We start from the raw sequence: 23,929 nt of genomic DNA, 5'->3' as shown, positions 1-23,929 counted from the left end.
TAACCTTTTAGAATTTGTCACTGCCTATGTTATTAGTTTACACTCATAAAATTACACCAAGACTACGCTATACATTTAAGCAAATATGTACGCGAATTTTAGGTATACCAGTGAGTTTTACTGCAACAGTAGAAGATTTTATAGCGCACGACAGCATGAAAATGTCTTATTCAAGGCAACCTTTAGGCAACGAGTTTTTTATTCGTTCTCAAGAGTTACTTTTCGAGCAAGGTTTAAGCGATGTAGAAACTAAGGTAAGCGATTGGGAAGAAACAAAATGTTTTTTTGCTAATGGAGAACAAAGCGCGTTACCATTCGATATTTTTGCAGCATCATTTTATTTATTAAGCCGTTACGAAGAATATTTACCTCACGTAAAAGATGAGTTTGGTCGTTTTACAGCAGAGGAAAGTTTGGCTTTTAATAATGGTTTTTTAAGACAACCGGTTGTAGATATTTGGGCGTTTAAATTTAGAAAAGCATTAGAGATACAATACCCAGAATTTTTATTTCCAGAACGAGAGTATAAAATTACACCAGTAATAGATGTGCCAATGGCATATAATTATAAATTAAAAGGAATTATGCGTACTATTGGTGGTACGTTTAGTGACTTGTTTCGTCTTAGATTAAAAAATGTATACAAGAGATATTCTGTAATTTTTGGATTTCAACACGATCCTTTCGATACCTTCAAGTATATTATTAATAGGCAGAAACAAGTTAAAGATAAGTTTGTGTTTTTCTTTTTAATTGGTGATTTATCTACTTACGATAAAAATATAAATGCCCAAAAAAGCAAGTTTATTTCCCTAATAAAAGAAGTAGGAGACTACTCTAGAATAGGACTAAAAGCCTCTTATTTTGCTTTAAATAATATTTCAATTCTTAAAACCGAAAAGTTGAGAATGGAAGCGATAATTAACCAAGATTTATGTGCATCTAGACAGTCTTTCTCAAAATTAAACTTGCCAGAATCTTATAGAAACCTAATGGAATTAGAAATTCCAGAAGATTTCACAATGGGTTATATTAATCATATTGGTTTTCGTGCAGGAACCTGTACACCTTTCTTTTTCTACGATTTGGATTACGAAATTCAAACACCATTACGTATAAATACTTATCATGTTCTTGATAACGCATTATTAAAATACCAGTCTACTTTAGATAAGAAAATGCATCTTAACCGAATAATTAAAGAGGTTAAAAATGTTAATGGTGAGTTTGTTTCTGTGTTTCATAATTATACCTTTGGCGCTTATCCAATTTGGAAAGCCTACAAGGAACTTTTTAATATAATACTCGATTCTTCACATGAAAACTAAAATTACAGATGTCTTTTTCGATTTAGACCATACACTTTGGGATTTCGATAAAAACTCAGCATTAACCTTTGAAATTATTTTCGAAAAAAATAATGTTGTTGTGGATTTAGATCGTTTTTCGGAAGTTTACCAACCAATAAATTTAAAATATTGGAAATTGTTTACAAACGAAAAAGTCTCTAAAAGTAATTTGCGCTATGGAAGACTTAAAGATTCTTTCGATGCATTGGAGATGGTTGTTCAAGATGATGTAATACATCAATTATCTATAGATTATATTGACTATTTAACAACTTACAATCATGTTTTCGATGGTACCATTGAAATTTTAGACTATTTAAAATCAAAATATAAATTACATATCATTACAAATGGTTTTGAAGAAGTGCAACAAGTAAAATTAGAAAAATCTAAAATAGCACATTACTTCAATACTGTTACAAGTTCTGAAACCGTTGGTGTTAAAAAGCCAAATCCTAAAGTGTTTAATCATGCTTTAAAAATGGCTAATATCTCTAAAGAGAGTGGCATAATGATTGGAGATAATTATGAAGCCGACATTCTTGGAGCATTAAACATTGGTTTAGATGCTATTTGTTATAATTACCATAATGTGGATTTAGAAAACGAAATAAAAGAAGTCAACCACTTACTTGAATTAAAGAAATACTTATAAATATTATTATGAAAAAAACAGTTTTAATTTTACTTGCTTTAATCGCTTTTACATCAGTATCAGCACAACAAAGCTTAAACGATTATAAATATATTATTATTCCAAATAAGTTCGATTTCTTAAAAGAAGCAGATCAGTATAGATTAAATTCATTAACAAAATTTCTATTCGAAAAATATAATTTCGAAGCCTTAATAGAAGATGAAGTTTTACCAAGTGACTACGCGAAAAATAACTGTCTTGGTTTAAAAGCAAATCTATTAAAGGAATCTACAATGTTTAAAACAAAGTTAGTTGTACAATTAACAAATTGTAAAAATCAAGTTGTTTTTACAAGTACAGAAGGTGAATCTAGAGATAAAAATTTTAAAATTGCCTATAATCAAGCGTTAAGAAATGCGTTTAAAAGTATTGAAAGTGCTAATTATAGTTATAATCCCGAAAATATGCTTTTATTAAAGAGTAATACGCCAGATATAGCTAAAGAGCAAGAGGAGATTAAGATGTTAAAAGAAGAAATAGAAAACTTAAAAAACGAAAAGGAAGTAGTTGTTAAAGAATCTAAAGTAGAAGATGTAGTAGTGGCTAAAGCTAAAGAAATAGTTGCTGTTTCTCCATCGCCAGAAACTTTTAAGAGAGTAGATGTTTTATATGCACAAAAAATAGAAAACGGATTTCAACTAGTAGATAGTACACCAAAAGTGGTTTACAATATAAAAGAAACTGGTATGTCTAATGTTTATTTAGTTGAAGGTGAAAATGCAATATTATATAAGTTAGATGCAAACTGGATATTAGAATATTACAAAAATGAAATCCTGCAAACAAAAATTGTAAACATCAAGTTTTAGTTTATATAAAATTTAAAACTAGTAACCATATTTTTCTTTCCAGCGCGATTTTAAAAAATCGCGCTGTGCTTTTTCTCTAGCATTGTCACCAGGATTATAAAGTTTTGTGTTAACAATCTCTTTAGGTAAAAATTCTTGAGAGGCAAAGCTGTTCTCATAATCATGAGAATATTTATAATCTTCACCATAACCAATCTCTTTCATAAGTTTGGTAGGCGCATTTCGCATTGCTAATGGCACAGATAAATCACCCGTTTGCTTAACTAATTGTTGAGCATGACCAATAGCCATATACGCAGCATTACTTTTAGGAGAACAGGCTAAATACGTTGCACATTGGCTCAATATTATACGAGATTCCGGGTAACCAATAGTAGTAACAGCTTGAAATGTAGTATTTGCCATTACTAATGCCGTAGGATTAGCATTTCCAATATCTTCACTAGCCAAAATAAGTAAACGTCTAGCAATAAATTTTACATCTTCTCCTCCTTCAACCATTCGTGCTAAATAATACACGGCAGCATTTGGGTCGCTACCACGAATAGACTTTATAAACGCCGAAACGATATCATAATGCTGTTCTCCAGTTTTATCGTAACGCACAGTATTGTTTTGTACCTTATCTAAAACGAGCTCATTAGTAATTGTTACTTTGTTAGAAGCTTCAGAATTTACAATAAGCTCAAAAATATTTAATAATTTTCTTGCATCACCGCCAGATAGCCTTAGTAATGCATCGGTTTCTTTAAGCTTTATATTTTTCTTAGATATTTCGGCATCAGTTTCTATAGCACGTTTTAAAAGCACCTCTAAATCGTTTTTATCAAACGGTTTAAGAATGTAAACCTGACAGCGTGACAATAAAGCAGGAATAACCTCGAAACTAGGATTTTCGGTAGTTGCACCAATTAAAGTAACCCATCCTTTTTCTACAGCTTGTAAAAGAGAATCTTGTTGAGACTTGCTAAATCTGTGTATTTCATCTATAAAAAGTATAGGGTTTTTAGTAGTAAACAAACCACCACTTTGTTTGGCTTTTTCTATTACATCACGCACATCTTTTACACCCGAACTAATAGCACTTAATGTATAAAATGGTCTGCCAGATGTTTCTGCAATAATATTTGCAAGTGTTGTTTTTCCTATTCCTGGAGGTCCCCAAAAAATCATCGAGGCAATCATGCCCAAATTAATTTGTTTTGTAAGTGTTCCGTTTTCACCAACCAAATGTGCCTGGCTAACGTAATCTTCTAATGTTTTAGGTCTTAATCTTTCGGCTAAAGGAATATTCATAAAGTAAAATTAATCTTTTTTTTGTTTTATGGCGTGCCTTTTTTGCTCATACTTCACAAAAAAGTCAGGCTCTCATCACTCGATCTTTTGCCAAAAAAAGGCAATACGATTTCAAACAAACCTTTCTATTCTTCATTCAACTGACATTGTTACAATTTTTAATAAATGGATTATAAATTGCTATATTTATTAAAATATGAAAAAACAACATCAACCTTTTGCATTTTCGACAGATACTCTTTTGTATCCATTATTATTTGTACTTCTAATTTGGTTGGTATTTGCAATCGAAATTCGTTTTGCTCTTCGTTTTAACAAGTACGGTGTCTATCCACAAACTTTAAAAGGATTACGAGGTATTTTGTTTAGTCCATTTATTCATTCAGGTATTAAACATTTATATTCCAATACGGTTCCCTTGTTTGTGCTGTCTTCAGCTTTGTTTTATTTTTATAGACCAATCGCTTTTAAAGTGATAATCTATGGCATTTTGCTTTCAGGTTTTATAACATGGTTAATAGGTAGGCCATCTTACCATATAGGAGCAAGTGGTTTAATTTATGTGTTATTCAGTTTCAACTTTTTCAAAGGCATATTTGCTAGACATTATAAACTAATCGCTTTGTCGTTAGTAGTAGTTTTTATTTATGGCAGTATGTTTATGTATGCTTTTCCTATAGATGAACAAATATCTTGGGAAGGACATACTGCAGGTTTGATTGCAGGACTAGTTTTCGCTTTAATTTTTAGGAAAGAAATAGTTAAAGTAAAGCGATATAAATGGGAAGAACCAGACTATAATGATGAAGAAGATGAATTCTTAAAGTACTTTGATGAAAGCGGAAACTTTATAGAATTATCTCCCGTAAATGAATGGTTCTCGGAAACGTCTGAAATTTCGAATGAGATTTCAGAAATAAATTACATATTTAAAGAAAATAAAGATTAAAATTATAGACGTTGTCTTACAGCTTCATATAAAAAAGCACCACAAGCAACAGAAACGTTAAGGGATTCTATCTCACCAAGTAATGGTAATTTAGCTTTAGCATCTACAAGTTTTAAAACAGAAGGATTAATACCACGACCTTCACTTCCCATAATAATAGCGCAAGGCTCTTTAAAAGAAACATCAAAAATAGTATCGTCTGTTTTTTCTGTAGCTGCAATTACTTTTATACCACAAGATTGCATATGGAACATAGCATCTTTAATATGGTCAACCTTACAAATTGGCACTTTAAATACAGCACCAGCACTTGTTTTTATAGTATCTCCATTAACTGGAGCTCCACCTTTTTTCTGAATAATTATACCGTGTACTCCAGTACATTCTGCGGTTCTAATTATTGCGCCAAAATTCCTAACATCACTAATTTGATCTAATAGAAGAAATAGGGGAGTAACACCACTTTCAATGGTTTTTTCTACTAAAGTGTCTAAGTCATGAAATTCTATTGCAGAAATTTGTGCAACAACACCTTGGTGGTTGTTTTTTGTTAATCTGTTAAGTTTCTCTACAGGAACATAAGACGAGTTAATTCCTTTTCGTCTTAAAAGCCCTTCCAATTCTGTAAATAATTCTCCTTTAAGGCCTTTCTGTAAAAACACCTTATCTATTGTTTCGTTTGCATTTATAGCTTCAATAACAGCTCTTAAACCAAATATTTGTGTATTATCTTTCATTGGTGTAAAGGTATAAAAAAAGAGCCTGATATAAATCAGGCTCTTTAAAATAAAATTTTAATTAAGTATTATAATCCTGTTGCTACATATGTAGTTCCAGTCTTCTCAACTTGTACTAATAAATAAATAGTAGAACCTAAAGCAGCAGATGCAGCAGTAGTGTATACAGTATCTCTATTTTCATAGTCAAAAGTTCCTTCGATTACAGTTATAGATCCATCAGGTTGTCCTAATGTCCACTTGTAAGAGAAAGAAGTAATACCAGCTTCAACTTCGTAAGGATCAATACCTAAAAAGTAAGTTCCATCTGGGTCAACTCCCCATACTAAGTTTTTTACTTCTGGATGATCACCAGTAGCTTGATTATCCCATTCTGTAGTACCATTAAAAGAAACCATATCAATATCTGGAGCACTAGTAGTATCCCATTCTAATCCAACTATTAAATCGCTAGGATCAACTGGGCTAATAATGTTGTAAGAATAGTTAGGAATATTACTATCTGGGTGAACAGAGTAACCACTAGTTACACCATCAGCTTCAATTGTAATAATTGCTGTTTCATCAAGTTCTGGAAATGAATCATCATTTATAGATACAGAAATTGTAGTAGAAGTATTATACTTCGAAATTGTAGCACTTCCTAAAGTTATATCAGCTGCATCAGCAGTTCCTCCTTTAAGTACAGCTACAAAACCAACATTTACTGTAACAGCCTTATCCATGTTAATTGTGTAGGTAATAACATCACCTTCATTAACATCACCAGATAAAACATCTGGAGTAACAGAAACCATTGCTTTTTTGTCAAAGCCAACTACACCTTCTGCCTCTTGATTTGTATCTCTTGCGTCATCACAAGCAAAAATACTTACAGACAAACAAGTTAAGAATAATAATTTTTTAATTTTTTTCATAATAAATGTTTTTCTAAATTTATTTATAGTCTAGTGTAAGTTGACGTCCATAAGTATGGTCCACCAGTAAAAAATACATCTTGGTTATTTAATACTAAAACACCATTAACAGCATCCCAAGTACCACCTAATACATCTCCAATTCCGTTACCAGAACCTCCAGTACCAAAGTCAAGATCACCTGAAGGAAGAATGTCTCCACATAACTCTACAATTGTTCCTGCATTTAGTAAAGTAGTATTACCTGTACATTGGTGTAAGAAACCACCATCAGCACTACCTATGTACCATCCACCAGCACCATCTGAAGAGATAGTTGTTGTAAATGAAGGAGCACAGAAATCATTTGTTACCATGTAAGTTCCAGATAAATCTGCGAAACATTGGTATACAAAAGTAATTTCGATACTTGATTTACTTCCATTTAAAATTACGTTAGAATCACCATCTACGCTAACTATGTTTAATTTTAAAACTGGATTTTCAGCTAAAGGAGCTACAATACCAGTAGTAAGCATAGTTATAGGTAAGTTTCCAACATAGTTGTTACTTGCTTCTAAAGTAGTAGAAGTCGCACCTAATGTATAGTGTACACCTTCTATTGCAGTAGTAGAAGTAGGGTCTACCGTTACAGACATTGCAACATTACTTGTTGCAGATGTAAGAGAAGGTCCAACTCTTTCTAAGTTAATGTTGAAGTTATATTCGTCTCCATTAGTAACACCACTTAAAGAACGTGTTGAAGATGTAAAACCTGCAAGGTCTTTAGCGTCTCCGTAGCTATCAGATTCTACTTCATCATCAACTAAACAAGAAGTTGCGACAAAGAATAATAATAATAGACTTAATATTTTATAATTTTTCATATTGATTTTTTTTTTTAGTTAGCCCAAAAGATTTTATCTGTAAATACGTTAGGCTGTGATGGTAAATTTCCTGAATTTGAAGATATTTCACTATTAGGATAAGCTAATCTTACAGGTCTATCAGCAGTTGTTGCTAACATAGATACAGGTAAGTTAGCTGGGAATCCAGTTCTGTTATATTCTATCCAAGACTCAAATCCGTTAATTCCGTTTAAAGCAATCCACTTTTGAGTGATAATAGCCTCTAACTTATCTGTAGATGCATTCCAACCAGTATTAGGAATACCTTGAGTTAAGTAAGTAGCTGCTCCTGTAGCTCCTAATCTTTCGAAAGATGCAGTAACACCTGCTTCATATAAAGCTTGTGCATTTCCAACTAATATAGATTTGAAAGCTGCTTCAGACTGTAAGAATAAAGCTTCAGTAAGTGTGAAAATTGGAGCATCTTGAGTAGAATCAATTAATATTCCAGGTCCTAAAAGAGAAACGTGCTCAGGTTCTAAAGAATTATCACTAGGATAATTTAAGATACCTTGTGGCACACCAACATGTTCACCAGGAGCTCCTAATGGATCAACAGGTAAAGCATATATGAAATCTATTCTAGCATCATTAAAACCATCTAATGTAGCTACTGCAAAATCTGAAGCAGATGTTGCTTGACCGTTGTTTTGAGTTTCTCCAGAAACAGTTAAACCAAAATCAGCATAAAACGGACTTTGTTTACCTTCTTCATTTAAATAACCAGGGTTGTTTACAACATCACTAGTAATAAAACCAGAACCTTCGTTTGTAATAACATTCATTTCAGTAGCAATGTATGCTGCTTTAGATGCCATACCAGATTGTCTAACTAATATTCTTAATTTAATAGTATTAGCAAATTTTTTCCAGTTATCCATGTCTCCTCCAAACATCGTATCGTCTGCAGAAGGAACTAATGCAGAAGCACCAGCATTATTAATAGTCGCAATTGCTTGAGTTAATTTTACAATTAAATCATCGTAAATTGCTTCAGCATCATCATATTTTGGAGTTGGGTTTTCTCCTCTTTGTAAAGCTTCTGAATAAGGGATGTCACCATAAGCATCTACTAATATTTGAAACTGTAACGCTTTCATGATTTCACCAATAGCATTGTAGTTTGCAAATTCAGCACCTTCTAAGGTAGTAAGTGCATGGTATTGCTTTAAAGTAGAACCATAAGCTTGGTTAAAAATTCCACCATAAAAAGTTGCATCTGCTTGGTATTCGAATTCATCGTAGTACCAAGAAAAACCATCACTTTGACTCCAGTTATACATCAACATGTTACCTAACGTATTCGCTGATCTATTACCAAATAAATTATTGGCAGTATATACTTGCGCAACCGGAAGTATTAATTCTGGACCTACTTCTGTAGGATTGTTTGGATCTGTATTTACATCTAAATAGCTTTCACTACAAGAGTATAATGCTACAGAAGCAAAACATAACATTAATAATTTCTTTATATTTTTCATCATTATTTTTTTTTTAGAATTCAATATTTAAGTTAACACCGTAAGAACGTGTAGGAGGAGACTGGAAATATCCACCAGTACCAATTGCGTTAGTATTACTGTTGTTAAATTCTGGATCAGAGAATCTATTTTCAGCAGGTAACCAAGTAACAAGATTTCTTCCTACTATACCAATAGTAACTCTAGATAACTTTAAATTTTTAATAATATCGCTTGGTAAACTATAGTTTAATGCAAGTTCACGTAATTTAACCGCTGTAGCATCTCTTACATAGTTTTCTTTAATATCATTATAAGTATCTGTCCAATAACTTTGTCTACCACCTGTTACAGGAATGTTTGTGTTAGCAACATATACTGGATTTGCAGCCGTACCTGTATTGATTACAGAGTTTGGTAATACGAAATCTTGTCTGTTACTAGAAACACTCTCTAAAGATCTACCTGTAAATTCCATAGCATCTGCTAATTGAGAATAGTAAACATGTCCAGTTCTGTAATCTAAAGTACCAGATAATGTAAATCCTTTGTAAGAAAATGCATTAGTCATACCAATAACATAATCAGGAGTTGTTTTTCCTAATTCTTTCAATCCACCAACTAATGGGTTACCATTTGCAGCATCTACAATAATTCTTCCTTGAGGATCTCTTTCGTAAGAAGTAGCTTGTATTTGTGGGAAAGCAGAACCTTCAATTGCATAAATATTAGAACCAAGGTTTACACTTGAAACTCCTTGTCCAATTGTATTTACTACAGTTTCAGCAGCAGAATAAGTAATATTAGTATTCCAATTAAATCCACCATCTGTTTTTATTACAACCGCACCAAGAGTGAAATCTAAAGAAGTGTTTTCTAATTCTCCAATGTTTGTTAAATAAGCGCCAGAACCTGAAGCTACAGAAGGAGTTGTACTTACAATGTTATCTGTAATAACTGTTTTAGAATATGCACCATCTAATGTTAGGCGACCTCTAAACATAGATACATTTAAACCAAATTCTGTTGCGTTAATTTTCTCTTTCTTAATATCTGCATCAACAGCTGTTGGAGATACAAAGAAACCATTTGTTGTTCCGAATGGGAAAGAAGCAGATTGTTGAAAACGCTCATTAATTTGGTAGATAGGTAAATCGTTATATACCGTAGAGTTATTTGCAGAAACTTTAAGTAAATCAATAGGTCCGTCCTTTATTGCTGGAAATGCATCCGATGCTACAAATGAAACACCAATTGCTGGGTAGAAATAACTGTTGTTTTCAGGAGAAAGAGTAGATGTGTAATCTTGTCTTCCTGAAGCTGTTAAGTATAAGAATTTTTTGTATCCTATAGTAGCTTCTCCAAAGAAACCATATGTTCTAGATTGAGTTTCATCAACTGTTGCAGCTAATTCTCCTGTACCATTAGAAATATCATAAAAACCTTGAATACTTAAGTTGTTTGCAGTAAGAGTACTATTTCTAAACTTAGAAGTATAGTTAGTAGCACCAACAATAGCTTTTAATGTAAAATCCTCTGATAAGTTAAAATCTGCATTAGCAATTAAATCAGTTGTATAAATAGTAGATTGGAATTCACTATCTGTAACAAAAGAAGAAACAGCATCAGGTCTTGTATAATCGCCAGTATAGTTTTGTACAGCTCTGTAGTTTTTACCAGTACCAGAAGCATTGTTTAATCCAAAACGAGCAGTAATATTTAACCATTCTGCAGCTTCCCAAGATGCTTGGATGTTACCGTTAACTCTATTAGTACGATCTGTATCTCTGTTAGTGTCAATTGCCCAGTAAGGGTTTTGGTAGTATCCGTTAAAGTAACCATCTGGAGATGCGTATAAATCATTTCTCCAATCAGAATAAGATGATAATGGAATGTTTGCTGGTGTGTTAAGTACGAACCAGTATAAAGGTCTGTCTTGAGATCCAATAGATCCACCTACAACATTAGTTTTGTCTCTAAAGAAACTTGAGTTTAAAGATAATTCAACATCTCCTAATTTCTGAGAAGCATTTACTCTTATTGTAGTTCTATTGTACTCATCTCTCTTTACAATACCTTCAGATTTTTGATCACCTAAAGACATGTAAAACTTGCTATTTTCATCACCACCACTAAAATAAACAGTGTTTTGAAAATTTGTTCCAGTCTCGTAGAAATCTAAAAGATTGTTTTCAATTGGAGAATAAGCAAGCTCTTGAAAGCTTCCGTCAGCAAAAGTAGGACCAACTTGTCTTACAACACCGTCAAAACGTGGTCCCCAATTCGTGTTTTCTATAGTGTCATATTCACCTTGCCATCCCGTACCGTACTCAGTTTGGAATTCTGGCATGTAAGCTACTTCAGTAAAAGTAGAAGTAGATCTAAGACCAACTTTAAATTTAGAATTGTTTTCACCTTTTTTTGTAGTAATAATTAAAGCTCCGTTTGCAGCATCTGACCCGTATAGAGCAGCAGCTGTAGAACCTTTAAGAACGTTAATGTCTTGAATATCATTCGGGTTTAAATCATCAAACGCACCTTGAGTTGCTCTAGAACCATCAATTACAATTAAAGCTGAATTGTTTTGTCCAATAGAACGAAGTCCTCTTAATAATACTTGAGAAGAAGGGTTTACACCGTTATCCTGAACATTAATCTGTAAACCAGAAATTTTACCTACTAAACCTTGAGCGGCAGTAGTTGGATTAACAGTTATCAAGTCGTCACTTTTTATCGATTCTGCTTGATATGCAAGTTCTTTTTTCTCCCTTTTGATACCAAGAGCTGTAATTACAACTTCTTCTAATGCATTTTCCTGCATAATAAAGCTGATATTACTTTCAGAACCTACAGTCTCTTCCACTGTGTTACCAACGTAAGAGAATACAAGAACATCTCCTGTATTTGCTGAAATTGAATATTTACCGTCAAAATCTGTTGTAGTACCATTGCTAGTACCTTTAACAAGAACATTTACTCCAGGTAACGGTAGATTGTCTCCATCGGAGATGGTACCTGAAATTGTTTTTCCTTGTGCGAACGTGAGTTGCACAACAAACGCTAGTAATAGCGTTAAAATTCCACTAAACTTTGTTTTCATTTTATATTTTATTTGAATTAGTCTGTGTCAAAAATCATAATAAAAAGTTAATAAAACAATAATTAATGGTTAAAATTTCAATTTTTTTTGAAAAAAAAGAATTTTTTAAGAAGTAATGCTAGAAAATTGATACTAAACTGATGTGGATTTTACTGTTTGAAAATTTAAAGTTTTGAGCTTCTGTTTTTCCGTTTGCGAAATTAAATTTTAACAATCCTGCTTTAGTTTTTACTCCAAAACCAAAACCAAACCCGTAAAGATTTTCTTTTATGTTGGATATCTTGTTTTCAAAATTAGAGAAATCTAGTATAGTGTGTGCATATATATTGTTGCTTAAATGGTATCTGTATTCTGTGTTGAACACTAGGTATTGGTTAGCTAATATGCTGTTTTCCTGAAAGCCTCTAATAGAATTTATACCGCCAAACCTAAAGAGTTCGTTTTCTAGATATGTATTAGAGTTTAGTATGGAGGCTTTTATTCTTGTGTAAAGGCTATTTTTGTTGTTTAAGTAAAAGCTATGAAATGCATGAACTTCTAATTTTTCTTGCTTTTCACTGTTTATTTTTATTTTACGATTTCCAATACCTAGCTCTATTGATGTAAAACTTTTAGTTTGAAATAAAGAATTACGGTTTTGGCTGTTTTCAAAAACATATTTTAGATTGTAAAGTTTAGTTTTGTAGTCTTGTATTTCAGTGTTTATTTCCTCATTTAGTAGGTTGCTGGATTCAGTGGCTTCTAAACCTAAAAAAAGCTTGTTTTTCGAATTCATTTGGTAAAATACATTTGCTTTTTGATTTACAGATGTAAAAGAGCTATCTCTTTTTAAAATTTTTAATGAAAATTCGGTGCCAATCGGAGATGAAAATAAATAAGGCATATTAATAGTTGCCTCGAAATTCTTTTGCTCACTTTCGTCACTTTTATAAAGTATATTGAAAGTCTCTCCGTAATTAAGGTTATTGTTTAACTCTAGGTCTATATAGCCATTAAAATCTATTTTATTTGTTTCCTCATTAGTACTAAATCCTAGAAAACCATCAAAAGTATTGCTTTGTGATTTTTGGAGGTATATATATAAGGATGTAGAATCTTTCGTGAATAAAATTTCGGGTTCTTTGGTTTGTTGTGCAAATCGTAAATTATCTAATGCATTCAGTTTAGATTTTATTGTTTCAATATTAAATGTTTTTTCAGGCTCTATCTTTAAAAACCTTTTTAAATAAGATTCCGGAAATTTTTCATATCCTTTAATAATGATTTTATCTAAACTTCGCTTTTTTCCATCCTTTTCAATAATAAGGTATGCAGCTAAAGTATTTTTGTTTTTAATGGTTATTTCTGAGAGTCTAGTTTTTGTAAATGGAAAACCATTATTAGCCAATTTTGTATTAATTAATAGGAGTGTTTCTTCAATATTTAGAAATGGTACTGTAAAATGATTTTCGAAACTTTTTTCAGAAACAGAATTTATTATGTTTTCGATTAATTCTGACTTATTATATTCTATTTCAATATTTTCATATTTTGAATTAAGTTGAAATTTTATTTGAAATGTACTATCGTTTATTTTTTTGTTTGCATAACGGATACTTTCAATGTATCCATTTTCAATTATTTGTTGTTGTATTAAATCTCCCTCATTAGAAATAGAATTATAGTCTGTGTGATTTTTATTGTAATCAAAATCATCAATAATTTCAGTTTCATAGCTATTTGCTCCGATGATTTTTAGATTTAAATTTTGAGCAAACAATTCTGAGTTAAAAAAACAGTAAAATAATATTAGGATGGTGATGTATTTTTGCACGATTTAAAACTGTTTTATATAGCGTAAATCTAACGGAAAAACTAAACATATAATATATTCAAATTGAGAAATTTAAAAAAGTATTGAAAATTAATCTATTAGGGTTTGAAATTCAAAAATAAATTTCTACATTTGCAGCCCTCTTAAAAGAGGTCAATTAAATTTATATATTAAGATATATGCCAACAATTTCACAATTAGTAAGAAAAGGAAGAGCCAAAATAACCAAGAAGAGTAAATCGGCTGCTTTAGATTCTTGTCCGCAAAGACGTGGTGTGTGTACTCGTGTTTATACGACGACTCCAAAAAAACCTAACTCAGCAATGCGTAAGGTAGCGAGGGTTCGTTTAACAAACGGTAACGAGGTTAATGCATACATTGGTGGAGAGGGACACAATCTACAAGAGCACTCGATAGTATTGGTTAGAGGTGGAAGGGTAAAAGATTTACCAGGAGTTAGATACCACATTGTACGTGGAGCATTAGATACCGCAGGTGTCGATGGTCGTACGCAACGTAGATCTAAGTATGGTGCTAAACGCCCTAAGAAGTAATTTTAAAAAACTTTAAGAAGACATGAGAAAAAGAGCAGCGAAAAAAAGACCGCTTTTGCCAGATCCTCGTTTTAACGATCAGTTAGTGACTCGTTTTGTAAACATGATGATGTGGGATGGTAAAAAGTCAGTAGCTTTCAAAGTATTTTACGATGCAATAGATATCGTAGAGTCTAAGAAAACAGACGAAGAAAAAACAGCTTTGGAAATCTGGAAAGAAGCATTGTCTAACGTTATGCCTCACGTAGAAGTACGTAGTCGTAGAGTTGGTGGAGCAACATTTCAAATTCCAAACCCTATACGTGCAGATCGTAAGGTTTCTACAGCAATGAAATGGCTAATTAGTTATTCAAGAAAAAGAAACGAAAAGTCTATGGCACAACGTTTAGCATCTGAGGTTTTAGCAGCAGCTAAAGAAGAAGGAGCGGCGGTTAAGAAAAGAGTTGATACTCACAAGATGGCTGAAGCAAACAAAGCATTCTCTCACTTTAGATTTTAATAAGAAATGGCAAGAGATTTAAAATTCACAAGAAATATAGGAATTGCTGCTCATATTGATGCTGGTAAAACAACAACAACAGAGCGTGTTCTTTATTATACAGGAGTTTCACATAAAATTGGTGAAGTACACGATGGTGCTGCTACAATGGACTGGATGGAGCAAGAGCAGGAGCGTGGTATTACTATTACATCTGCAGCTACAACTTGTACATGGAAGTTTCCATTAGAAAATGCTGAGTCTACTCCAGATACAATGGATTATCATTTCAATATTATTGATACTCCTGGTCACGTAGATTTTACTGTAGAAGTAAATAGATCTTTACGTGTATTAGATGGTTTAGTTTTTTTATTTAGTGCAGTTGATGGTGTTGAGCCTCAGTCTGAGACTAACTGGAGATTAGCAGATAACTATAAAGTGCCAAGAATTGGTTTCGTTAATAAAATGGACCGTCAAGGATCAGACTTTTTAGGTGTTTGTCAGCAAGTAAAAGATATGTTAAAATCTAACGCAGTGCCAATTGTTTTGAACATTGGTGATGAAGAAGATTTTAAAGGTATTATTGACTTAGTAAAAAACCGTGCTATTGTATGGCACGATGAAACTCAAGGAGCAACTTTCGATGTAATCGAAATCCCTGAGGATATGAAAGAAGAAGCTCGTAAATATCGTGCACTTTTAATTGAAGAAGTAGCAAGTTATGATGAGAATCTTTTAGAAAAATTCATGGAAGATGAAGATTCTATTACAGAAGAAGAAGTGCATAAGGCACTTAGAGCTGCTGTAATGGATATGGCAATCATTCCAATGATTTGTGGTTCTGCATTTAAAAACAAAGGTGTTCAGTTCTTATTAGATGCTGTATGTCGTTACTTGCCTTCTCCAATGGATAAGGAAGGTATTGTTGGTGTTAACCCAAATACAGATAAAGAAGAAATTCGTAAGCCTAGTGTAAAGGAGCCTTTTGCTGCTTTAGCGTTTAAAATTGCTACAGATCCTTTCGTAGGTCGTTTAGCTTTCTTTAGAGCTTATTCAGGACGTCTTGATGCTGGTTCTTATGTTTTAAATAATCGTTCAGGTAAAAAAGAACGTATCTCACGTATCTATCAAATGCATGCTAATAAGCAAAATGCAATTGATTATATAGAAGCTGGAGATATTGGAGCTGCTGTTGGATTTAAATCTATCAAAACAGGAGATACACTTTCAGATCAAGATCATCCTATTGTTTTAGAGTCTATGGACTTCCCTGATCCAGTAATTGGTATTGCGGTTGAGCCTAAAACTAAAGCAGATGTAGATAAATTAGGTATTGGTTTAGCTAAATTAGCTGAAGAAGATCCTACTTTTACAGTACGTTCAGATGAAGCTTCAGGACAAACTATTATATCAGGTATGGGTGAACTTCACCTTGATGTTATTGTAGATCGTTTAAGACGTGAATTTAACGTTGAAGTTAATCAAGGTCAACCTCAAGTTGAATATAAAGAAGCTATTACACAATCAGCTGATCATAGAGAAGTTTATAAAAAACAATCTGGTGGTCGTGGTAAATTCGCTGATATTGTATTTACAGTTGAACCTGCAGATGAAGGTGTTATCGGATTACAATTTGAATCTGTTATAAAAGGTGGTAATGTTCCTAAAGAATTTATACCTTCTATTGAAAAAGGATTTAAAATGGCAATGGTTAACGGACCTCTAGCAGGTTTCGAAGTTGATGCTATGAAAGTAACATTAAGAGATGGTTCATATCACGATGTGGATTCAGATCAATTATCTTTCGAATTAGCTGCAAAATTAGGATTTAAAAACTGTGCTAAAGCTGCTAAAGCTGTTATCATGGAGCCTATTATGAAGCTAGAAGTTATCACACCAGAAGAAAACATGGGTGATATTGTAGGTGATTTAAATAGAAGAAGAGGTCAAGTAAGTGATATGGGAGATAGAGCTGGTGCAAAAACTGTAAAAGCTACTGTGCCATTATCAGAGATGTTTGGTTATGTAACTACATTAAGAACATTATCTTCAGGACGTGCAACTTCAACAATGGAGTTTTCACATTATGCAGAGACACCTTCAAATATTTCTATAGATGTTATTAAAGCAGCTAAAGGAGAACAATCTTAAAAAGTTAAGAAAATGAGTCAAAAAATTAGAATAAAATTAAAGTCTTACGATCATAACTTAGTAGACAAGTCTGCTGATAAGATTGTAAAAACAGTAAAGAGTACTGGAGCTGTTGTAACTGGACCTATTCCATTACCAACACACAAGAAAATTTTCACTGTATTACGTTCACCTCACGTTAATAAGAAGTCGAGAGAACAATTTCAATTAAGCTCTTACAAGAGATTATTAGATATTTACTCTTCATCTTCTAAAACTATTGATGCTCTAATGAAATTAGAGTTGCCAAGTGGTGTTGAAGTAGAAATCAAAGTTTAAGTTTAAACTTTACATGTCCTAAGCTGCGTGCGAAGGAAAAACGGAAAAATACAATTCAAGGCTGAAACGTATTTTCGGCCTTGAATGTTTTTTAATATATAATAATAACAAATAAATAATAATTATGTCTGGGTTAATTGGAAAAAAAATCGGTATGACCAGCATCTTCGATGAAAATGGAAAAAACATTCCATGTACAGTAATCGAAGCTGGACCATGTATCGTTACCCAAGTCAGAACTGAAGAGGTTGACGGCTATACAGCTATTCAACTTGGTTTCGATGACGCGACAGAAAAAAGTGCTACTAAAGCGGACTTAGGTCACGTGAAAAAAGCAGGAACTTCTGTAAAACGCAAAATCGTAGAATTTCAAGATTTTGATGAGGAGTACAAATTAGGTGATGCAATCACTGTGGATCACTTTAAAGAAGGTGAATTTGTTGATGTTGCAGGAACATCAAAAGGTAAAGGATTTCAAGGTGTTGTAAAACGTCATGGTTTCGGTGGTGTAGGTCAAGCTACTCACGGTCAACATAACCGTTTAAGAGCGCCAGGATCTATTGGAGCTGCATCTTATCCAGCAAGAGTCTTTAAAGGAATGAAGATGGCAGGAAGAATGGGTGGAGACACTATAAAAGTTCAAAATTTAAGAGTTTTAAAGGTAGTTGCTGAAAAGAATCTACTTGTGGTTAAAGGATGTGTTCCTGGCCATAAAAACGCTTATGTAATTATTAGAAAATAATGAAAGTAGCAGTTTTAGATATAAACGGAAAAGAAACAGGTAGAAAGGCAGACCTTTCTAGCGATGTTTTTGCTATTGAGCCTAATAATCATGCAGTGTATTTGGATGTTAAACAATATTTAGCAAACCAAAGACAAGGTACTCACAAATCCAAAGAAAGAGCTGAGATTACTGGATCAACACGTAAGATTAAAAAACAAAAAGGAACAGGTACAGCTCGTGCAGGTTCTATTAAGTCGGGTGTTTTTAGAGGAGGTGGACGTATGTTCGGACCAAGACCTAGAAGTTATTCAATCAAACTTAATAAAAATCTTAAGAGATTAGCTCGTAAATCAGCTTTTAGTATTAAGGCAAGTGAAGAAGCAATTGTTGTTTTAGAAGACTTCAGTTTTGATTCTCCAAAGACTAAAAATTTCACTAATATTTTGAAAGCTTTAGACTTACAAAACAAAAAAACACTCTTTGTGTTGGGTGCTACGAATAATAATGTATATTTGTCGTCACGCAATTTAAAAGGCTCTGAAGTAGTAATGTCTTCAGAATTAAGCACTTACAAGATTTTAAATGCAAATCGAGTAGTGCTTTTAGAAGGAGCTTTAGAAGGAATTGTAACGAATCTAAGTAAATAAGAAACAAAATGAGTATCTTAATTAAACCTATAATCACAGAAAAAGCTACTGCAAACAGTGAATTAAACAACTGTTTCAGTTTCTTCGTGAAAACAAAGGCGAACAAGGTAGAAATTAAAAAAGCAGTGGAAGCTGCTTATGGAGTTTCTGTTGAAAAAGTTCGTACTATAAATGTCCGTCCAGATAGAAGTACTAAGTTTACAAAAACTGGTATTCAACATGGTAAAACTAACGCAAAGAAAAAAGCGATAGTACAACTGGCGGAAGGTGAGATAATTGATTTATACACTAACATGTAATTAAAAGACAAATGTCAGTAAGAAAATTAAAACCAATCACACCAGGACAGCGATTTAGAGTTGTAAATGGATTTGACGCCATTACAACTGATAAGCCGGAGAAAAGTTTATTAGCTCCGAAAAAACGTTCAGGTGGTAGAAACAGTCAAGGTCGTATGACTATGCGCTACAAAGGTGGTGGTCATAAGAAAAGGTATCGTATTATCGATTTTAAGAGAACTAAAGCAGGTATTCCTGCTGAAGTTGCTTCAATTCAATATGATCCTAACCGTACAGCGTTTATCGCATTATTAAATTACCAAGATGGTGAGAAAACTTATATCATTGCTCAAAATGGTTTGCAAGTTGGACAAACTATTGTTTCAGGTGAAAATGTAGATCCAGAAATTGGAAATGCAATGCCTTTAGCAAACATACCATTAGGTACAATCATTTCTTGTATAGAGTTACGTCCAGGGCAAGGAGCTGTTATGGCTCGTAGTGCTGGTGCTTTTGCTCAATTAATGGCAAGAGATGGTAGATTTGCAACTGTAAAATTACCTTCAGGTGAGACAAGATTAATCTTGGTTACTTGTATGGCTACAATTGGAGTAGTATCTAATTCAGATCACCAATTGTTAGTTTCAGGTAAAGCAGGTAGATCAAGATGGTTAGGTAGAAGACCAAGAACTAGACCAGTTGTAATGAATCCAGTCGATCACCCAATGGGTGGTGGTGAAGGTAAATCTTCTGGAGGACATCCACGTTCAAGAAACGGTATACCTGCTAAAGGATTTAGAACTCGTTCTAAAACTAAAGCAAGTAATAAATATATAATCGAACGTAGAAAAAAATAAGACATGGCAAGATCATTAAAAAAAGGACCTTACGTTCATTATAAATTAGAGAAGAAAGTTGCTACTAACGTTGAAAACAACAAAAAAACAGTAATCAAAACTTGGTCAAGAGCAAGTATGATTACTCCAGATTTTGTTGGTCAAACAATAGCAGTACACAATGGACGTCAATTTGTTCCAGTATATGTTACTGAGAACATGGTAGGTCATAAATTAGGAGAATTTTCACCAACAAGATCTTTTAGAGGTCACGCTGGTGCTAAAAATAAAGGTAAAAAGTAGTAAGCTATGGGAAGTCGTAAAAAACAAATGGCAGACGCTATTAAGGAAGGTAAAAAGCAAATTGCTTTTGCTAAACTTAATAACTGTCCTACATCACCGAGAAAAATGCGTTTAGTAGCCGATTTAGTAAGAGGTGAACGCGTGGAAAAAGCACTTAACATATTAAAGTTTAGTTCTAAGGAAGCATCAAAACGTTTAGAAACATTGTTAGTATCTGCAATTGCAAACTGGCAAGCAAAAAACGAAGATGCATCTATAGAAGAAGCTGAACTTTTTGTTAAAGAGATTAGAGTTGACGGAGGATCTATGTTAAAAAGATTGCGTCCAGCACCTCAAGGTCGTGCACACAGAATAAGAAAGCGTTCTAACCACGTAACAATCGTAGTTGGAGCTAACAATAATACACAAAGCTAAGATAGATATGGGACAAAAGACAAATCCAATCGGAAATCGCTTAGGAATTATCAGAGGATGGGAATCTAACTGGTACGGAGGTAACGATTATGGAGACAAACTTGCTGAAGATTATAAAATCAGAGAGTATGTTCACGCACGTTTATCAAAAGCTAGTGTAAGTAGAGTAATAATTGAGAGAACTTTAAAGCTTGTAACCGTTACTATCACAACTGCTAGACCTGGTATTATTATCGGAAAAGGCGGTCAAGAGGTAGACAAGTTAAAAGAAGAACTTAAGAAAATTACAGGTAAAGAAGTTCAGATCAATATCTTTGAGATTAAAAGACCTGAATTAGATGCGTTTTTAGTAGGAACAAGTATCGCTCGTCAAATTGAAAATAGAATTTCATATAGACGTGCAATTAAGATGGCTATTGCTGCTACTATGCGTATGAACGCTGAAGGGATTAAAATCCAAATTAGTGGTCGTTTAAATGGAGCTGAAATGGCACGTTCTGAACACTACAAAGATGGACGTATACCTTTATCTACATTTAGAGCCGATATTGATTATGCTTTAGTTGAGGCACATACTACTTATGGTAGATTGGGTGTTAAAGTATGGATCATGAAAGGTGAAGTATATGGTAAAAGAGAACTTTCTCCTCTTGTTGGATTATCTAAGAAGCAAGGAAAAGGTGGACGAGGCGGAAGAGATAATAAGAATCAATCTCGTCGTAGAAAGTAATTTTTTAAAGAACAAGAAAAATGTTACAGCCTAAAAGAACAAAATTTCGTAAGCAACAAAAAGGACGTATGAAAGGTAATGCCGGAAGAGGGCACCAACTATCAAACGGAACTTTTGGAATAAAATCACTAGACTCGAACTTTTTAACTTCGCGTCAAATAGAAGCAGCACGTATCGCAGCTACACGTCACATGAAAAGAGAAGGGCAACTTTGGATTAAAATATTTCCAGATAAGCCAATTACAAAGAAACCTCTTGAAGTACGTATGGGTAAAGGTAAGGGTGCCGTAGAATATTGGGCAGCAGTAGTAAAACCAGGTAGAGTCCTTTTTGAAATAGGAGGTGTGCCATTAGACGTAGCAAAAGAAGCATTACGTTTAGCAGCACAAAAATTACCTGTAAAAACAAAGTTTTTAATCGCTAGAGATTACGAAGCATAATTTATTTGATATTATGAAACAATCAGAAATTAAAGAATTATCTGTAGCTGAGTTACAAGAGAAACTTAGTGAAACAAAGAAGAGTTATTCAGACCTAAAAATGGCACATGCAATATCTCCTTTAGATAACCCAATCCAATTACGTTCTGTAAGAAGAGATGTAGCAAGATTGGCAACGGAATTAACTAAAAGAGAATTACAATAATTCTGCTGAAAGATGGAAAAAAGAAACTTAAGAAAAGAACGTATAGGAGTAGTTACTAGTAACAAAATGATGAAATCAATCGTTGTTGCCGAAGTAAAAAAAGTAAAACATCCTATGTACGGAAAATTCGTTTTAAAAACGAAAAAATACGTAGCACACGACGAAACAAACGACTGTAACATTGGAGATACAGTAAAGATCATGGAAACAAGACCTTTATCTAAATCTAAATGTTGGAGATTAGTTGAAATAATTGAAAGAGCGAAGTAATTATGGTACAACAAGAATCAAGAATAAAAGTAGCAGATAACACTGGAGCAAAAGAGGTTTTAGTAATCCGCGTTTTAGGTGGTACTAAAAGAAGATATGCTTCTGTAGGTGATAAAGTTGTTGTTTCTGTAAAAGATGCAACTCCTAATGGAAACATTAAGAAAAAAGCAGTCTCTACAGCAGTAGTTGTACGTACTAAAAAAGAAGTAAGACGTCCAGATGGATCTTATATTAGATTCGATGACAATGCTTGTGTACTTTTAAACCCAACGGGTGAAATGAGAGGAACACGTGTATTTGGACCTGTTGCTAGAGAACTTCGTGATAAACAATTCATGAAAATTGTATCATTAGCACCAGAAGTGCTTTAAGACATTTATAAAGATGACAAAGCTTAAAATAAAATCTGGAGATACTGTAAAAGTAATTGCTGGAGATCATAAAGGATCAGAAGGTAAAGTACAAAAAGTATTAGCCGATAAGAACAAGGCGATCGTTGAGGGCGTGAACATGGTAAAGAAACATACTAAACCAAGTGCACAAAGTCCTCAAGGAGGAATCGTTGAAAAAGAAGCTCCTATCCAAATTTCAAACTTATCATTGTTAACTTCTAAAGGAGAAGCTACAAGAATAGGATATAGAATGGAAGACGGAAAGAAAGTAAGATTTTCAAAAAAATCAAACGAAGTAATATAGTTATGGCATATTCACCTAGACTTAAAGAAGAGTATAAAAGCAAAGTAGTTGCAGCTCTTACAGAAGAATTTGGTTATAGTAATGTAATGCAAGTACCTAAACTTACAAAGATAGTATTATCTAGAGGAGTAGGTGCTGCAGTTGCAGATAAGAAATTAGTTGACTACGCATTAGACGAGTTAACAACTATAACAGGACAGAAAGCGATAGCTACTTTGTCTAAAAAGGATGTTGCAGCTTTCAAATTACGTAAAGGTATGCCAATTGGTGCTATGGTTACGTTAAGAGGAGAAAGAATGTACGAATTTTTAGACCGTTTAGTAACTTCTGCTTTACCACGTGTTAGAGATTTCAGTGGTATTAAAGCAAAAGGTTTTGATGGAAGAGGTAATTACAATTTAGGAATTACTGAGCAAATAATATTCCCAGAATTAGATATTGACAAAATCAATAGAATTTCTGGTATGGATATTACATTTGTAACTTCTGCAGAAACTGATAAAGAAGCAAAATCATTATTAACAGAATTAGGTTTACCTTTTCAAAAAAACTAAGTTATGGCTAAAGAATCAATGAAAGCCCGCGAGGTGAAAAGAGCTAAAACAGTAGCGAAATATGCAGAAAAACGTAAAGCTTTAAAAGCAGCTGGCGATTATGAAGCATTACAAAAGTTACCTAAAAATGCATCTCCAGTTCGTATGCATAATAGATGTAAGTTAACAGGAAGACCAAAAGGTTACATGCGTACATTTGGTATTTCTCGTGTTACATTTAGAGAAATGGCTAACCAAGGTTTAATACCAGGCGTTAGAAAAGCAAGTTGGTAAAATTTTAAATTGGTCTAAGGTTCACGATATTGTGAAAA

The 23,929-nt window shown here is 33.1% G+C and carries 29 protein-coding genes; 22 read left to right on the top strand and 7 right to left on the bottom strand.

All coding sequences use genetic code 11. The annotated features are described in order from the left end of the window. The first annotated feature begins 26 nt into the window (after window positions 1-26). Genes Q0935_RS13490 through Q0935_RS13480 form a run of 3 tightly spaced genes read left to right on the top strand, consistent with a single transcriptional unit; the run spans window position 27 to window position 2,855 of the window. Entirely contained in the window at window positions 27-1,328 is a 1,302-nt protein-coding gene (locus Q0935_RS13490; protein WP_299387122.1) for a polysaccharide deacetylase family protein, read from the top strand. Further along, the gene (locus Q0935_RS13485) at window positions 1,318-2,004 is read left to right on the top strand and encodes a YjjG family noncanonical pyrimidine nucleotidase (protein WP_299254047.1); all 687 of its coding nucleotides are present in this window, start codon (window positions 1,318-1,320) and stop codon (window positions 2,002-2,004) included. The genes Q0935_RS13490 and Q0935_RS13485 overlap by 11 nt, the downstream gene beginning before the upstream one ends. 8 nt (window positions 2,005-2,012) lie before the next feature. Beyond that, window positions 2,013-2,855 (top strand): hypothetical protein, encoded by an 843-nt coding sequence (locus tag Q0935_RS13480; RefSeq protein ID WP_299387117.1) that lies wholly within the window; start codon window positions 2,013-2,015, stop codon window positions 2,853-2,855. An 18-nt stretch (window positions 2,856-2,873) separates the two neighbouring features. Here the strand turns inward: Q0935_RS13480 and Q0935_RS13475 are convergent, their stop codons facing one another. Next, window positions 2,874-4,151, bottom strand: a complete 1,278-nt coding sequence (locus tag Q0935_RS13475; RefSeq protein ID WP_299387114.1) for a replication-associated recombination protein A — start codon at window positions 4,149-4,151, stop codon at window positions 2,874-2,876. A 196-nt stretch (window positions 4,152-4,347) separates the two neighbouring features. Between Q0935_RS13475 and Q0935_RS13470 the strand changes: the two genes are divergently transcribed. Beyond that, on the top strand, window positions 4,348-5,100 hold the full coding sequence (locus Q0935_RS13470; protein WP_299254056.1) for a rhomboid family intramembrane serine protease: 753 nt from the start codon (window positions 4,348-4,350) through the stop codon (window positions 5,098-5,100). Between the two features lie 2 nt (window positions 5,101-5,102). Here Q0935_RS13470 and rlmB read toward each other — a convergent pair whose 3' ends face one another. The 6 genes from rlmB to Q0935_RS13440 form a co-directional block, all read right to left on the bottom strand. Continuing rightward, window positions 5,103-5,837 (bottom strand): 23S rRNA (guanosine(2251)-2'-O)-methyltransferase RlmB, encoded by a 735-nt coding sequence (rlmB, locus tag Q0935_RS13465; protein WP_299254059.1) that lies wholly within the window; start codon window positions 5,835-5,837, stop codon window positions 5,103-5,105. Window positions 5,838-5,905: 68 nt separating this feature from the next. Continuing rightward, window positions 5,906-6,754, bottom strand: coding sequence for a hypothetical protein (locus tag Q0935_RS13460; protein WP_299254062.1), 849 nt, complete (start codon window positions 6,752-6,754; stop codon window positions 5,906-5,908). Between the two features lie 23 nt (window positions 6,755-6,777). Further along, window positions 6,778-7,620: a hypothetical protein gene (locus tag Q0935_RS13455; protein WP_299254065.1), complete on the bottom strand. Its 843-nt coding sequence runs from the start codon at window positions 7,618-7,620 to the stop codon at window positions 6,778-6,780. A gap of 14 nt (window positions 7,621-7,634) precedes the next feature. After that, complete coding sequence (locus Q0935_RS13450; protein WP_299254068.1) at window positions 7,635-9,128, bottom strand: SusD/RagB family nutrient-binding outer membrane lipoprotein; 1,494 nt, start codon at window positions 9,126-9,128, stop codon at window positions 7,635-7,637. Window positions 9,129-9,138: 10 nt separating this feature from the next. Beyond that, window positions 9,139-12,204: a SusC/RagA family TonB-linked outer membrane protein gene (locus tag Q0935_RS13445; protein ID WP_299254071.1), complete on the bottom strand. Its 3,066-nt coding sequence runs from the start codon at window positions 12,202-12,204 to the stop codon at window positions 9,139-9,141. A gap of 118 nt (window positions 12,205-12,322) precedes the next feature. Beyond that, window positions 12,323-14,017, bottom strand: coding sequence for a hypothetical protein (locus Q0935_RS13440; RefSeq protein WP_299387108.1), 1,695 nt, complete (start codon window positions 14,015-14,017; stop codon window positions 12,323-12,325). Window positions 14,018-14,196: 179 nt separating this feature from the next. Here Q0935_RS13440 and rpsL point away from each other — a divergent pair, with 179 nt between their 5' ends. The 18 genes from rpsL to rpsN all read left to right on the top strand — a co-directional run bounded on the left by rpsL (window position 14,197) and on the right by rpsN (window position 23,891). Further along, the gene (gene rpsL, locus Q0935_RS13435; RefSeq protein WP_013869047.1) at window positions 14,197-14,571 is read left to right on the top strand and encodes a 30S ribosomal protein S12; all 375 of its coding nucleotides are present in this window, start codon (window positions 14,197-14,199) and stop codon (window positions 14,569-14,571) included. Between the two features lie 22 nt (window positions 14,572-14,593). Next, entirely contained in the window at window positions 14,594-15,070 is a 477-nt protein-coding gene (gene rpsG, locus Q0935_RS13430) for a 30S ribosomal protein S7 (protein ID WP_055435702.1), read from the top strand. Window positions 15,071-15,076: 6 nt separating this feature from the next. Further along, entirely contained in the window at window positions 15,077-17,203 is a 2,127-nt protein-coding gene (gene fusA / locus Q0935_RS13425; protein WP_299254082.1) for an elongation factor G, read from the top strand. 12 nt (window positions 17,204-17,215) lie between these two features. Next, window positions 17,216-17,521, top strand: a complete 306-nt coding sequence (gene rpsJ / locus Q0935_RS13420) for a 30S ribosomal protein S10 (protein WP_007650482.1) — start codon at window positions 17,216-17,218, stop codon at window positions 17,519-17,521. Between the two features lie 124 nt (window positions 17,522-17,645). Then, complete coding sequence (gene rplC, locus Q0935_RS13415) at window positions 17,646-18,263, top strand: 50S ribosomal protein L3 (RefSeq protein ID WP_299254085.1); 618 nt, start codon at window positions 17,646-17,648, stop codon at window positions 18,261-18,263. Next, window positions 18,263-18,892 carry a 50S ribosomal protein L4 gene (rplD, locus tag Q0935_RS13410; RefSeq protein ID WP_055435705.1) on the top strand — a complete coding sequence of 210 codons (630 nt, stop codon included), beginning with the start codon at window positions 18,263-18,265 and terminating at the stop codon, window positions 18,890-18,892. Before rplC ends, rplD begins: the two co-directional genes overlap by 1 nt. Before the next feature lie 8 nt (window positions 18,893-18,900). Beyond that, complete coding sequence (gene rplW / locus Q0935_RS13405) at window positions 18,901-19,191, top strand: 50S ribosomal protein L23 (protein WP_055435706.1); 291 nt, start codon at window positions 18,901-18,903, stop codon at window positions 19,189-19,191. An 11-nt stretch (window positions 19,192-19,202) separates the two neighbouring features. Next, window positions 19,203-20,027: a 50S ribosomal protein L2 gene (gene rplB / locus Q0935_RS13400; protein ID WP_055435707.1), complete on the top strand. Its 825-nt coding sequence runs from the start codon at window positions 19,203-19,205 to the stop codon at window positions 20,025-20,027. 3 nt (window positions 20,028-20,030) lie between these two features. Next, window positions 20,031-20,309: a 30S ribosomal protein S19 gene (gene rpsS, locus Q0935_RS13395; protein WP_100996944.1), complete on the top strand. Its 279-nt coding sequence runs from the start codon at window positions 20,031-20,033 to the stop codon at window positions 20,307-20,309. Between the two features lie 6 nt (window positions 20,310-20,315). Beyond that, window positions 20,316-20,723 (top strand): 50S ribosomal protein L22, encoded by a 408-nt coding sequence (gene rplV, locus Q0935_RS13390; protein WP_055435709.1) that lies wholly within the window; start codon window positions 20,316-20,318, stop codon window positions 20,721-20,723. Window positions 20,724-20,730: 7 nt separating this feature from the next. Next, a complete protein-coding gene (gene rpsC, locus Q0935_RS13385) occupies window positions 20,731-21,453 on the top strand; it encodes a 30S ribosomal protein S3 (protein WP_055435710.1) in 723 nt (240 codons plus the stop codon). Between the two features lie 20 nt (window positions 21,454-21,473). Beyond that, on the top strand, window positions 21,474-21,893 hold the full coding sequence (gene rplP, locus Q0935_RS13380; protein ID WP_055435711.1) for a 50S ribosomal protein L16: 420 nt from the start codon (window positions 21,474-21,476) through the stop codon (window positions 21,891-21,893). Between the two features lie 13 nt (window positions 21,894-21,906). After that, on the top strand, window positions 21,907-22,098 hold the full coding sequence (gene rpmC, locus Q0935_RS13375; RefSeq protein WP_013869036.1) for a 50S ribosomal protein L29: 192 nt from the start codon (window positions 21,907-21,909) through the stop codon (window positions 22,096-22,098). Window positions 22,099-22,110: 12 nt separating this feature from the next. Continuing rightward, window positions 22,111-22,368, top strand: a complete 258-nt coding sequence (gene rpsQ, locus Q0935_RS13370) for a 30S ribosomal protein S17 (RefSeq protein ID WP_013869035.1) — start codon at window positions 22,111-22,113, stop codon at window positions 22,366-22,368. A gap of 2 nt (window positions 22,369-22,370) precedes the next feature. After that, a complete protein-coding gene (gene rplN, locus Q0935_RS13365) occupies window positions 22,371-22,739 on the top strand; it encodes a 50S ribosomal protein L14 (protein WP_013869034.1) in 369 nt (122 codons plus the stop codon). A 13-nt stretch (window positions 22,740-22,752) separates the two neighbouring features. After that, window positions 22,753-23,064, top strand: coding sequence for a 50S ribosomal protein L24 (gene rplX / locus Q0935_RS13360; protein ID WP_034061899.1), 312 nt, complete (start codon window positions 22,753-22,755; stop codon window positions 23,062-23,064). A gap of 2 nt (window positions 23,065-23,066) precedes the next feature. Then, a complete protein-coding gene (gene rplE / locus Q0935_RS13355) occupies window positions 23,067-23,618 on the top strand; it encodes a 50S ribosomal protein L5 (protein ID WP_299254117.1) in 552 nt (183 codons plus the stop codon). 3 nt (window positions 23,619-23,621) lie between these two features. After that, complete coding sequence (gene rpsN, locus Q0935_RS13350) at window positions 23,622-23,891, top strand: 30S ribosomal protein S14 (RefSeq protein ID WP_299254120.1); 270 nt, start codon at window positions 23,622-23,624, stop codon at window positions 23,889-23,891. Window positions 23,892-23,929 lie beyond the last annotated feature (38 nt).

The sequence above is a fragment of the uncultured Lacinutrix sp. genome, assembly GCF_947500605.1.
Lineage (GTDB): Bacteria > Bacteroidota > Bacteroidia > Flavobacteriales > Flavobacteriaceae > Lacinutrix.
The sequence above is the reverse complement of the archived record's forward strand: the minus strand, read 5'-3'. Positions and strand labels throughout refer to the sequence as shown.